The organism is Mycobacterium sp. E2238, assembly GCF_001672665.1.
Classification (GTDB): domain Bacteria; phylum Actinomycetota; class Actinomycetes; order Mycobacteriales; family Mycobacteriaceae; genus Mycobacterium.
The window spans coordinates 1-11,733 of the sequence record NZ_LZKF01000105.1 but is presented as its reverse complement, the minus strand read 5'-3'; the positions used below and the strand labels follow the sequence as shown (position 1 = coordinate 11,733).

At 70.0% G+C, this 11,733-nt stretch carries 12 protein-coding genes and 2 pseudogenes; 7 read left to right on the top strand and 7 right to left on the bottom strand.

Annotation, left to right across the window (positions count from 1 at the left end; genetic code table 11):
• Positions 1–270 (top strand): annotated as a pseudogene (locus A5711_RS08755) (branched chain amino acid aminotransferase); the annotation flags it as partial.
• Positions 271–395: 125 nt separating this feature from the next.
• Here the strand turns inward: A5711_RS08755 and A5711_RS08750 are convergent.
• Genes A5711_RS08750 through A5711_RS08735 form a run of 4 tightly spaced genes read right to left on the bottom strand, consistent with a single transcriptional unit; the run spans position 396 to position 3,435 of the window.
• A complete protein-coding gene (locus A5711_RS08750) occupies positions 396–1,154 on the bottom strand; it encodes an adenosylcobinamide-GDP ribazoletransferase (RefSeq protein WP_067945512.1) in 759 nt (252 codons plus the stop codon).
• Positions 1,151–2,206, bottom strand: a complete 1,056-nt coding sequence (gene cobT / locus A5711_RS08745; protein ID WP_156744839.1) for a nicotinate-nucleotide--dimethylbenzimidazole phosphoribosyltransferase — start codon at positions 2,204–2,206, stop codon at positions 1,151–1,153. Before cobT ends, A5711_RS08750 begins: the two co-directional genes overlap by 4 nt.
• Entirely contained in the window at positions 2,203–2,739 is a 537-nt protein-coding gene (locus A5711_RS08740; protein ID WP_067945508.1) for a bifunctional adenosylcobinamide kinase/adenosylcobinamide-phosphate guanylyltransferase, read from the bottom strand. Before A5711_RS08740 ends, cobT begins: the two co-directional genes overlap by 4 nt.
• A gap of 24 nt (positions 2,740–2,763) precedes the next feature.
• A complete protein-coding gene (locus tag A5711_RS08735; protein ID WP_067945506.1) occupies positions 2,764–3,435 on the bottom strand; it encodes a DUF3043 domain-containing protein in 672 nt (223 codons plus the stop codon).
• Between the two features lie 191 nt (positions 3,436–3,626).
• On the opposite strand from A5711_RS08735, the gene A5711_RS08730 reads away from it, so the two are divergent.
• Both A5711_RS08730 and A5711_RS08725 read left to right on the top strand, forming a co-directional pair.
• The gene (locus A5711_RS08730; RefSeq protein WP_067945514.1) at positions 3,627–4,703 is read left to right on the top strand and encodes a glycerate kinase; all 1,077 of its coding nucleotides are present in this window, start codon (positions 3,627–3,629) and stop codon (positions 4,701–4,703) included.
• Positions 4,704–4,803: 100 nt separating this feature from the next.
• The gene (locus A5711_RS08725; RefSeq protein WP_066951784.1) at positions 4,804–5,160 is read left to right on the top strand and encodes an iron-sulfur cluster assembly accessory protein; all 357 of its coding nucleotides are present in this window, start codon (positions 4,804–4,806) and stop codon (positions 5,158–5,160) included.
• Between the two features lie 16 nt (positions 5,161–5,176).
• On the opposite strand, the gene A5711_RS08720 is transcribed toward A5711_RS08725, so the two are convergent.
• Positions 5,177–5,836: a hypothetical protein gene (locus tag A5711_RS08720; RefSeq protein WP_067945504.1), complete on the bottom strand. Its 660-nt coding sequence runs from the start codon at positions 5,834–5,836 to the stop codon at positions 5,177–5,179.
• A gap of 185 nt (positions 5,837–6,021) precedes the next feature.
• On the opposite strand from A5711_RS08720, the gene A5711_RS08715 reads away from it, so the two are divergent.
• The gene (locus A5711_RS08715; protein ID WP_067945502.1) at positions 6,022–6,996 is read left to right on the top strand and encodes a carbohydrate kinase family protein; all 975 of its coding nucleotides are present in this window, start codon (positions 6,022–6,024) and stop codon (positions 6,994–6,996) included.
• A 31-nt stretch (positions 6,997–7,027) separates the two neighbouring features.
• On the opposite strand, the gene asnB is transcribed toward A5711_RS08715, so the two are convergent.
• On the bottom strand, positions 7,028–8,980 hold the full coding sequence (gene asnB, locus A5711_RS08710; RefSeq protein WP_067945500.1) for an asparagine synthase (glutamine-hydrolyzing): 1,953 nt from the start codon (positions 8,978–8,980) through the stop codon (positions 7,028–7,030).
• A gap of 156 nt (positions 8,981–9,136) precedes the next feature.
• Between asnB and A5711_RS08705 the strand changes: the two genes are divergently transcribed.
• Both A5711_RS08705 and A5711_RS08700 read left to right on the top strand, forming a co-directional pair.
• Positions 9,137–10,213 (top strand): cytochrome c oxidase subunit II, encoded by a 1,077-nt coding sequence (locus tag A5711_RS08705; protein WP_067945498.1) that lies wholly within the window; start codon positions 9,137–9,139, stop codon positions 10,211–10,213.
• A 13-nt stretch (positions 10,214–10,226) separates the two neighbouring features.
• On the top strand, positions 10,227–10,646 hold the full coding sequence (locus A5711_RS08700; RefSeq protein ID WP_067281379.1) for a cytochrome c oxidase subunit 4: 420 nt from the start codon (positions 10,227–10,229) through the stop codon (positions 10,644–10,646).
• A 621-nt stretch (positions 10,647–11,267) separates the two neighbouring features.
• Here A5711_RS08700 and A5711_RS26190 read toward each other — a convergent pair.
• Positions 11,268–11,663, bottom strand: a pseudogene (locus A5711_RS26190) (MmpS family transport accessory protein); the annotation flags it as partial.
• On the opposite strand from A5711_RS26190, the gene A5711_RS28005 reads away from it, so the two are divergent.
• The coding region (locus A5711_RS28005) for a DUF2561 family protein (RefSeq protein WP_156744700.1) at positions 11,599–11,733 on the top strand (135 nt) is incomplete at its 3' end. The pseudogene A5711_RS26190 and the gene A5711_RS28005 overlap by 65 nt on opposite strands.

Below are 11,733 nucleotides of genomic sequence, written 5' to 3'. Positions count from 1 at the left end.
GCGATTGACGCCGGGTTCTCCGTCGAGGAACGCAAGATCGACATCGACGAATGGCAGAAGAAGGCCGCCGCCGGCGAGATCACCGAGGTGTTCGCCTGCGGCACCGCCGCCGTCATCACCCCGGTCTCGCACGTCAAGTACGGCGACACCGACTTCACCGTCGCCGACGGCCGGCCAGGCGAAGTGACGATGGCGCTGCGCGACACGCTGACTGGAATCCAGCGCGGCACCTTCGCCGACACCCACGGCTGGATGGCGCGGCTGGGCTAGACCTGGCCGTCGAGCGCCCGGCGGCCCGGGCGCTCGCGGTGGCGCGGCCTTGGTGAGACCCGCCCGTCGAACGTGAAGCTGGTTTCACGCTCGCGCGCCGGGCTAACCGCGCCGGGCGCTCGCGGCTAGAACCGCACCAGCGCGGCGAGCACGACGGCGCTCACCGTCGTGGTCAGCTCGATCGCCGCACCCAGCACGTCACCGGTGATGCCGCCGAATCGCCGCACGCAGTGCCGCACCAGCACCGCGCCGCAGCCCAACGCCGCCAGCACCGCGGCCGGCCCCTGCCAGGGCCGGGGTCCCGCCGCCAGCGCAACGACGAGCAGCGCCGCGACCCAGGCCGCCGCCACGACCACCGGCTGGCTACCGGCGACCCGCCCGCCCAGCGCGCTGCCCGCGGCGGCCGGCACCGACCGCCGACTCGCCAGCACCGCGGCGACCCGGCCCGCCAAGGCCGACACGCCGATGCCGATGAGCCCCGGGCTGCCCGCCGCTCCCAGCGCCGCGAAGGCCAGCCCCTGCAGCGCGATCACCAAGACGACGGCCGCCGCGCCGAACGGTCCGGTCGACCCGTCGCGCATCACCGCCAGCGCGCGCTCCGGCGGCCCGTAACAGCCCAGCCCGTCGGCCGTGTCGGCGACCCCGTCGAGGTGCAGGCCGCGGGTGGCCAACAGCAGCACCGCCACCGCGAGCAGGCCGGACAGCGCGCTGGACGCACCGAAGGCCCATCCCCCGGCCCAGGTCACCGCCGCGGCCAGCGCACCGAGGACGGCCCCGACCACCGGCAGCGCCGTCATGGCGCCGCGGCCCAGCGGCGCGTGCCGTGAACCCGGGACGGGAAGCACCGTGCCGAAAGCGAAAGCCGTTGCCAGCGAACGCATCACAGCGGGGGACACGCTTGGTCGGACACACCGGCCTGCGTGAACGTGGCCATCGACGACAGGGTGGCCACCGCGGCGCGCAGCAGCGGCAGCGCCAACGCGGCGCCGCTTCCTTCGCCCAGCCGCATCCGCAGATCCAGAATCGGCTCGAAGCCCAGCTCGGTGAGCGCCAGGGCATGACCGGGTTCGGTGGACCGATGACCGGCCTGCCACCAGAGCCGGGCGCCCGGAGCCAGCCGCTCGGCGACCAACGCGGCGGCGGTCACCGCCATCCCGTCCAGCAGCAGCGGAGTGCGTCGCACCGCGGCCTGCGCGCAGAAGCCCGCCAGCGCGGCCAAGTCCGCGCCACCGCCGCAGCGCAGCAGCGCCACCGGATCGGGCAGCACCCCCCGCGCCCGGAACAGGGCATCGCGCACCGCGGCCGTCTTGCGAGCCCAGCCGGCGTCGTCGATCCCGGTGCCGAAGCCCACCACCGCAACCGGTTCGGCGTTCGTCAGCGCCGCCACCAACACCGCGGCCGGGGTGGTGTTTCCGATCCCCATGTCCCCGGCGATGAGCAGGTCGGCGCCGGCGTCGACCTCCTCGTCGGCGATGGCCCGGCCCGCGGCGATCGCGGCGGCGGTCTCGTCGTCGGTCAGCGCGTCCTCGACGGCGATGTCGCCGCTGCCGCGCCGCACCTTGTGGGCGCCGATCCGCTCGGTCAGCGCGTCGCCCGCCACCGCCAGGTCGGCGACCCGCACCGTCGCGCCGGCGATGTCGGCGAGCACATTGATCGCCGCCCCGCCGGCATCGAAGTTGGCGACCATCTGAGCGGTCACCTCCGGCGGGTAGGCCGAGACTCCCGAGCGGGCGACGCCGTGGTCACCGGCGAACACCACCACCCGGGCACGCTCGAATTGCTTTGGCGGGCAATGTCCTTGGCATGACGCGACCCACACTGAAAGGTCCTCCAGGCGGCCAAGCGCGCCCCTCGGCTTGGTGAGCGTGTCCTGGCGGGCGCGGGCGGCCGCGGCGACGCCCGCATCGGGCGGCGATACCGGGGCGAATTCCATCAGGTCCCCGGCGGCTTGATCGGTACCGCTTGCCCGGCCACTACCAGCACCACCCGGTCGCACAGCTGCGCGACGCGCTGGTTGAGGCTGCCCAGCTCGTCGGCGAATCGGCGCCCGGACGCGGTGGCCGGGACGACGGCCAGCCCCACCTCCGGGCTGACCAGCACCAGCGTGGAGCCGAATCCGCTGACCGCGGCGAGCATCTCATCAACCGGGGCCGCCACCGATCCGCCGTCCCATCCGTCGTGGCGATCCAGCGTGCCGGTCAGCCAGCCGCCCAGATCGTCGACCAGCGTCGGGGTGTCCGGCGAGCTCCGCAAATGCGTTGCGACGTCGCCGGATTCGACCGTCGACCAATGCGCCGGCCGGCGGCTGCGGTGCTCGGCGACCCGGTGCGCCCAGGCCGCGTCGCCCGCACCGGCGGGGCCGGTGGCCAGGTAACAGACCGGCTGGCCGGCCGGCAGCGCCTCGGCGATGGCGCCCTCCGCCCACCGGGATTTGCCCGACCGGATCCCGCCGAGCACCAGAGTGCGCACCGTGCTCAGGCGGCTTTCCCGCGTCTAACCGACATCGCTGCCGCGCTCGACCTGGGGCCGCGGTGTGCGCATCCGTCGCATCTGCGAGGCCCGGCCGGCGGCGTACAGGCCCAGCTTCCAACGGCTCTCGGTGTTGTTGGGGAACTTGGCGTCCACCAGCCTGCTCACCTTGCGGCCCAACAGGACCCCGTCGATGCCCATCACCGCCATCAGCACCAGCATCGCCGGGGAGACCCAGAGCTGCAGCTGCGGCGTGGTGAACATGGCGAACATCAGAAACAGCGTCGCCGGCATGAACAGGCCGAGCAGGTTGCGCCGGGCATCCACCACGTCGCGTGCGTAGCGCCGGATCGGGCCCTGGTCACGCGGCAACAGGTATGCCTCGTCGCCGGCCATCATGCGTTGCCGGCGATCCGTCATCCGGGCGCGGCTGGCGACCCGGTCGGCCTTGCGCTCCTCGCGGCTGAGCTTGGGGCCGGCCAGCGTCTTGCGCCGGGCCCGCGCCTCCGACGCGGTCATCGGCGCGGGCGCCACCGGCCCCTTGCGCCGCGCTTGACTGCGCTTGGGCGTGGGCCGGCCCTTGGGGCTCGTCCCACGCGACCCGCGCGCGGTTGTCTCGGGGGCGTCGGCATCCACTGTGCCCGCGCCCTCGTCGAGGTCCTCGTCCTGGCCCTTCTTACGGCCCATCAACTTCACAGAGGCCAGGTTACTTCGCGAACGGCCCGTCCCGGAATTGGCTTGGAATGCCTTGCTATTAGACCTGCGTCAGCCCCTCACTTGGCCCTACTCTTACCAGTGATGAACGGCTGCCTGTGATGGACGACGGGTCCATGGCCTCGGACGATGCTGCCTCCGGCCTCGCTCCGGGCCGGCTGCAGCTGCCCGCCATGCTCGTCCTGGTGGCTCCGGATTGCTATGGCGACAGCATGACGGCCGTGGAGGCGGCCGCGGCGATCGCGACCGGGTGGACCCGAAGCCGTCCGGGCGACCGGTTTGTGGTCGCGCCGCAGTCCGACGGCGGCCCCGGCTTCGTCGAGGTGCTCGCCAGCCGGCTGGGGAAGGCGCGGCGGCTGCGGGTATCCGGGCCGCTGTCCACCATGGTCGAGGCCAAATGGGTGTTCGACCCCACCACGACCACCGCCTACCTGGAATGCGCGCAGGCGTGCGGCCTGGCTCTGCTGGGCGGTCCGCCCACCCCGGAGACGGCGATGGCGGCCCACAGCAGGGGAGTGGGGCAGCTGATCGCTGAGGCGATGCGGGCCGGGGCGACGCGGATAGTGGTCGGCCTCGGCGGCAGCGCGTGCACCGACGGCGGGCAGGGGATGATCGCCGAGCTCGGCGGCCTGGACTCCGCGCGCCGCCAGCTGGGCAACGTGGAGCTCATCGCCGCCTCCGACACCGAATACCCGCTGCTCGGGCCGTGGGGAGCGGCCAGGGTGTTCGGACCGCAGAAGGGCGCGGACACGGTCACCGTCGCGGCCCTCGAAGTCCGCCTCCAGGCGTGGGCGCTGATCCTGGAAGCCGTCGCCGGGCGCGACGTCAGCGCGGAACCGGGTGCGGCCGCGGCCGGCGGTATTGGTGCCGGGCTGCTGGCGCTCGGCGGCCGGTGCGAGTCGGGCGCGGCGATCATCGCCCATCACACCCGCCTGGCCGACGATCTGGACATGGCGGAGCTCATCGTCACCGGTGAAGGCCGTTTCGACGAGCAATCGCTGCACGGCAAGGTGGTGGGCTACCTGGCGGACGCCGCCCGGCCGCGGGGAGTGCCGGTGATCGTGCTGGCCGGCCAGGTCGACCTGGACAACGCCACGGTCCGCTCGGCGGGCATCATGTCCGCCCTGTCCATCGCCGAGCACGCCGGATCGGCGCGGCTGGCGCAGGCCGACGCGGCCAACCAGCTGATGGGTTTGGCTTCCGTGGTGGCGGCGCGACTCGGGAATAGCGGTCCTGCAAGGTACCGTTGATCCTGTGGGCTTTTTCCGGGCGGATCTGGCCGCGTAAAGCGAGACCAGCGGGCTCGAACCTGAACGGACCCACCCAACGATGAGGCATGTAGGAGAAGCAATGACGGTGCAAAACGAGTCGACCGCCAAGACGCACGGCGTGATCCTGACCGAGGCCGCCGCCACCAAGGCAAAGTCCCTGCTCGACCAGGAGGGCCGGGACGACCTGGCGCTGCGGATCGCGGTCCAGCCGGGTGGGTGCGCCGGCCTGCGCTACAACCTTTTCTTTGACGACCGGACGCTGGACGGCGACCTGACCGCCGACTTCGGCGGGGTGACGTTGACGGTGGACCGGATGAGCGCGCCCTACGTCGAAGGCGCGTCCATCGATTTCGTCGACACCATCGAGAAGCAGGGCTTCACGATCGACAACCCCAACGCCACCGGCTCGTGCGCCTGCGGCGACTCGTTCAACTGACCGGGTAGCCGCGGGCTCAGTACGAGCCACCGGTGCGGAGCACGTACGAGCAGACCATGATCTGGCCCCGCTGGAACAGCAGCTGGGCGATGCCCTGTAAGTCACCGCGCAACGGGCCCCCGCCCGCGGGAGACGCCTTCATGGTGAACAGCGCCTGGGCCTGGTACTGCGACAGGTAGACGATCTTGTCGATCGAGGTGACCTCGACCTCGGAGAATTGCTTGCGGAACGCGTCGCTGCTCAACTTGGCCAGCGCCTGGTCGGACCGTTTGTCGCGGACGCCGTCGTACATGCCACACAGCGCGTTGCGTTCGATCTCCGCAAGGTCGCGGTGGTCGAGCGCGTCCAGGTACCCCTGGATGGCCGTCTTCGCGGCGCCCTCCGAGAACGTGGCCCCGGTGTTGGCCCCGTTGGTGCGCACGCCGTAGACGATCGCCACCGTCAGGGCGGCCGCCAGCGCGACGGCCAACAGCACTCCGACGACCAGCCGCCGCTTGGATCGTGGCTGCGGCGGGTAGGGCATCGGCGGGCGCGGCTGCCCGGCATAATTGGCCGGAGTCGGGTCGCCGGCTCCCGGGTGGTCGGGAAATTCGAGCGGCTGAGATTCGGCCCGGGGCTCAGGTCCGCTGGGTCCGCTGCCGCCGACGGTGTGGTTCGGCGAGTGCGGACCTGCCATCCTGGTTCTCCTACGGTGGTAGACGGGAGTACGTGCGGGATACCCCGACCGAGCATCGTGACCCGGTGACTTGAGCGAGTTCCCTAGGGAGGCTAGCGCACCGCTTCATGCCGACCGTGGACACAGCGACGGTCCGGTGGCGTGCGTAAGCTAGATAACCTTGCTAACGAAGGGCGGAGACATTCGTGACGATCGCGGTGACAGGTTCGATTGCGACCGACAATTTGATGCGGTTCCCCGGCAAGTTTTCCGAGCACCTGCTGGCTGAGCACCTGCAGAAGGTATCGCTCAGCTTTCTGGTCGACGACCTGGTGATCCACCGCGGCGGCGTCGCGGGCAACATCGCCTTCGCGATCGGCGTGCTCGGCGGCGACGTCGCGCTGGTGGGCGCGGCCGGCGACGACTTCGACGACTACCGGCAATGGCTGCAGTCGCACGGTGTCAACTGCGACAACGTGTTGATCTCGAAGACGGCGCACACCGCGCGATTCACCTGCACCACCGATGACGACATGGCCCAGATCGCGTCGTTCTACCCCGGCGCCATGTCGGAGGCCCGCAACATCAAGCTCGCCGACGTGGTGTCGTCCATCGGCGAGCCGGACCTGGTGATCATCGGGGCCAACGACCCCGACGCGATGGTGGTGCACACCGAGGAGTGCCGCAAGCTGGGCCTGCCCTTCGCCGCCGACCCGTCCCAGCAGCTGCCCCGCCTGTCCGGCGAGGAGATCGACAAGCTCGTCGACGGCGCCGCCTACTTGTTCACCAACGACTACGAGTGGGAGCTGCTGCTCAACAAGACCGGCTGGTCGGAGTCCGAGGTGCAGGGCAAGGTCGGCCTGCGGGTGACCACCCTGGGCCCCAAGGGCGTGGACATCGTCGAGTCCGACGGCACGACGACCCACGTAGGGGTGGTGCCCGAGACCAGCCAGACTGACCCCACCGGCGTCGGCGACGCGTTCCGGGCCGGTTTCCTCACCGGGCGCAGCGCCGGCCTGAACCTCGAGCGCTCCGCGCAGCTGGGCTCGCTGGTAGCCGTGCTGGTGCTGGAATCGACCGGAACCCAGAACTGGGACTGGAACCGCGAGACCGCGGTGAGCCGGTTGGCCGGCGCTTACGGCGACGACGCGGCCAACGAGATCGCCGCGGTGCTCGCGTAACCGCGTCGAGAGTGAGCCGACGGCGGCACCGTTACAGCTGCACGGGGTAGTGCGGTTCGCTGATCTGCGGCACCACGCTGTGCTCGACGAAGATCGCGTGCCAGAGCATGAAGATCAGCAGCGTCCACAGCCGGCGGCTGTGATCGCCCGCGCCGTTGCGGTGCTCGTCGAGCATCCGCCGTACGGCGGCCAGGTCGACGAAGCGATCGGCTTGCGAGGACGCCACCAACCCGTAGGCCCAGTCCAGCAAGTCGCCTGCGCGCAACCAATGCCGGATCGGCACCGGGAACCCGAGCTTGGGCCGGTGCAGCACGTGCGCGGGCACGATCGGCTCCAGCGCCCGCCGCAGCGCGTACTTGGTGGTGGTGCGGGTGATCTTCGCCTCGACGGGCAGTCGCGAGGCGACGGCGAACACCTCGGGATCCAGGAACGGCACCCGCAGCTCGAGCGAGTTGGCCATCGTCATCTTGTCCGCCTTGACCAGGATGTCGCCGCGCAGCCAGGTGAACAGGTCGACGTGCTGCATGCGGGCCACCGGGTCCCAACCCGCCGACTGGGCGTACACCGAGGCGGTGACGTCGGTGTGGGTCCATTCCTCCCGGAAACCCGGCAGCACTTCGCGCAGCTGCGCGTCGGAGAAGCTGCGGGCGTTGCCGTAATAACGCTCCTCGAGCGTCAGCGAGCCGCGGTGCAGCAGGCTCTTGCCCCGCATGCCCTCCGGCAGGGGCTTGGACACCTTGCCCATCGACCGCCGCAGCGGTCGCGGCAGGTAGTCGAAGGGCTTGAGCGACAACGGCTCCCGGTAGATCGTGTAGCCGCCGAACAGCTCGTCGGCGCCCTCCCCGGACAGCACCACCTTGACGTGCTTGCGGGCTTCCCGCGCGACGAAGAACAGCGGCACCAGCGCGGGGTCGGCCACCGGCTCATCCAGGTACCACACGATTTCGGGCAGGGCGGCGACGAACTCGTCCGGGTGGACCACCTTGGCGATGTGGCGGGCGCCGATCGCCTCAGCCGAGGCGACCGCGACGTCGATCTCGGAGAACCCCTCCCGCTCGAAACCGGTGGTGAAGGTGATCAGGTTGGGGTTGTGCCGGATGGCCAGCGCCGCGATGGCGGTGGAGTCGATGCCCCCGGACAGAAACGCCCCGACGGTGACGTCGGCGCGCATGTGCTTGGCCACCGAGTCCTCGAGCACCGCGGTGATCTCGTCGTAGCGGGCCTGCTCGGTGTCGCGGGTGATGGGTGTGGCCGCGAATCGGGGCACGAAATAGCGGGTGACCTCCGGCCGCCGCCCGGGGCGGATCCGCGCGTAGCAGCCCGATTCGAGCCGGCGCACCCCGCGATGCAGCGTCTCGGGCTCGGGCACGTACTGCAGCACGGTGTAGTGCTGCACGGCACGGTCATCGATCCCGGTGTCGTATCCGCCCAGCTCCGCTAGGTCTAGCAGGCATTTCTTCTCGCTGGCCACCGCCGTGCCCCCGGCCCCGGTCGCCATGAAGAGCGGTTTGATGCCGAAAGGGTCTCGGGCGCAAAACAATTCACCGGTGGCGGTGTCCCACAGGGCGAAGGCGAACATGCCGCGCAGCCGGGTGAGCACGTCGGCGCCCCAATAGTGGTAGCCGGCGACGATGGCCGCGCCGTCGCCGTCGGTGGCGAACACCGCGCCGTGTGCGGTGGCCAGCTCGTCGCGCAGCTCGAGGTAGTTGTAGATCTCGCCGTTGAACACCAGCACGTAGCGGTCGGGCGCCTCGGGCGGTCCCCACCGCAGCGGCTGGTGCGAATGCGCGATGTCGATGATCGACAGCCGGTTGAAGCCGAACACCACCGATCCGTCGGCACCCGGGTCGGTCCACGTGCCGGGCTCGTCGGGGCCGCGGTGGCGCATCAGATGCGACGCGCGCGCGATGGCCGCGTCGGCCCGGGCGGCAGCGTCGTCACTGGCACTGTCCGGGGCAGCGACGAACGCCAGCAGACCACACACGGCGCCCCAGTATGCCGCACTTCGGCCGCGGCCGTGGCCGCCGCACCCGGCACGTCGCGATCGGCCGATCGGCCCAGCGGGCCGGGGTTTCGTCGCTCGGGTCGGCGGCGTGGTCTACGCTGCGTAGTATTCGATATCCGAGCAGGAGGCGCCAACGTGACACCTCGCGAGCAGGTCCGTTCGCAACGTATGTCGCAGGGCAGGTTTCGGCAGGGTCTGTCCCGTCGTCTGCGGCCGCTGGCGCTGGCCGCGACGCTCGGCGTGTTGGCGCTCACCCTGAGCGGATGCAGCTGGTCGGACGTGCTGGGTCTGGGCTGGCCAAAGGGCATCACCCCGCAGGCCCAGCTGAACCGCGAGCTGTGGATCGGAGCGACGATCGCCTCGCTGGTCGTCGGCGTCATCGTGTGGGGTTTGATCTTCTGGGCGTCGGCCTTCCACCGGAAGAAGGCCACCGACACCGATCTGCCGCGCCAGTTCGGCTACAACATGCCGCTGGAGCTGGTGCTCACCGTGACGCCGTTCCTGATCATCTCGGTGTTGTTCTACTTCACCGTGGTGGTGCAGGAGAAGATGCTGCACGTCGACAAGGACCCCGAGGTGGTGGTCGACGTCACCGCCTTCCAGTGGAACTGGAAGTTCGGCTACCAGCGCGTTGACTTCAAGGACGGCACGCTGACCTACGACGGTGCCGACCAGGCGCGCAAAAACGCCATGGTCTCCAAGCCCGAGGGCAAGGACGCCCACGGCGAGGAGCGCGTCGGGCCGGTCCGCGGGCTCAACACCTCCGACCGCACCTACCTGAACTTCGACAAGGTGGAAGTTCTGGGCACCAGCGACGAAATCCCGGTGCTGGTGCTGCCCACCGGCAAGCGCATCCAGTTCCGGTTGGCGTCCGCGGACGTCATCCACACGTTCTGGGTGCCCGAGTTCCTGTTCAAGCGCGACGTGATCCCCAACGCCGAGGCGAACAACTCGGTGAACGTCTTCCAGGTCGACGACATCAGCAAGCCCGGGGCGTTCGTGGGCCACTGCGCCGAATTCTGTGGCACGTATCACTCGATGATGAACTTCGAGGTTCGGGTGGTGCCGCCCAACGACTTCAAGGCTTACCTGCAGCAGCGGATCGACGGCAAGAGCAACGCCCAGGCGTTGCAGGCGATCGGTCAGGCGCCGCTCGCGGTGACCACTCACCCGTTCGACACCAAGCGCGGTCAGTTGGCCGGAAGCCAGTAGGTTAGGACACCAAATGCATATCGAAGCCAGGCTTTTCGAATTCATCGCCGGGTTTTTCATTTTGGTTGCGGTGCTTTATGGCGTGCTGACGGCGCTTTTCGCCACCGGCGGTGAGGAGTGGGCCGGGACGACCGCGCTGGCGCTGACGGGCGGGCTGGCGTTGATCGTGGCCACCTTCTTCCGGTTCGTGGCGCGCCGCATCGATACCCGGCCCGAGGACTACGAGGGCGCCGAGATCAGCGACGGAGCAGGTGAATTGGGCTTTTTCAGCCCGCACAGCTGGTGGCCGATCCTGATCGCGCTGTCTGCCTCGGTGAGCGCGGTGGGTATCGCGCTGTGGCTGCCGTGGCTGATTGCCGCGGGGGTCATGTTCGTCCTCGCGTCGGTGGCGGGATTGGTGTTCGAGTACTACGTGGGGCCCGAGAAGCACTGATCCGCAGCCGTTAAGGTCACAATCCGATCACGTGATCTGTGCCCGGTTCGCCAAGACTTCTTTGCCCCTCTCGGTTCGGTAGTGTTTTGCCCAGGCAAATGACAATTTCTCAAGCGCGCGCGCAACGACATGGCCCCGGGGCCCCGCGCGCTGGTGAGGCAGTCGGACAGGGCAGGCAAAGATGAGCGGGCCGAAACCACCGGAATGGGATCCCGAGGATCCCGATTCCGTGAACGAGGCTCCCCACCAACCGGATTCCGATATCGAGGCCGCGGACGTTCTCGAACACGGGGGCGAACCCGGTGGCGTCGAAGAGATCGAACCCTTCGACGACGGCGCCGAGCCGGCGGCCGACCAGACCGGCCAGACCGACGCCTATTCGCGGGCCTATTCGGCCCCGGAGTCCGAGCATTTCATGAGCGGCCCGTACCTGCCTGCCGACCTCAGGCTCTACGACTACGACACCTTCGACGAGTCCGCCGACGACGAGGAAGAACACGGCGCTCCGCGCTGGCCATGGGTGGTCGGGGTCGCCGCCATCGTGGCCGCCATCGCGCTCGTGGTGTCGGTGTCGCTGCTGTTCGCGCGCACCGACACCACCAAGCTGGCCAACCCCAACACCACCACCGTCCCGTCGCTTGTCGTGATCGAGCAGTTCAGCCGGCTCACGCGGAAGAGGCTGGACGCCTCGACGGAGCCGACGTCGGACTGCGAGATGGGCGTGACGGTCATCGACCATGGGATGTACACGTTGTGCTGGGTGCGCCGCCGGCCGGACGCATCGACGTAGGTCACCGAGATGATGTCGCCGGGCGCCTTGGTGCCGGTCACCGAATAGGTCACCTGTCGCGGCCCGGTCGGTGTCGTCGGTGGCGGGGGTGGCGCCGCGGCCGCCGAGGCGGCCGGCGGCGGCGCCGGAGCGGGCGCCGGCGGTGGCGGCGGCGGTGCAGGCGTGACCGTCACGGTCTGTGTCTCCGTCGGTGGCGGGGGCGGTGGTTCGGTTGTGGGCGGCGGCGCGCACAGCACCTCCTGGGTGTTGTACGCCGTGATCATCGTGTCCGCGCTGATCATCGCCGGGGCGATCCCG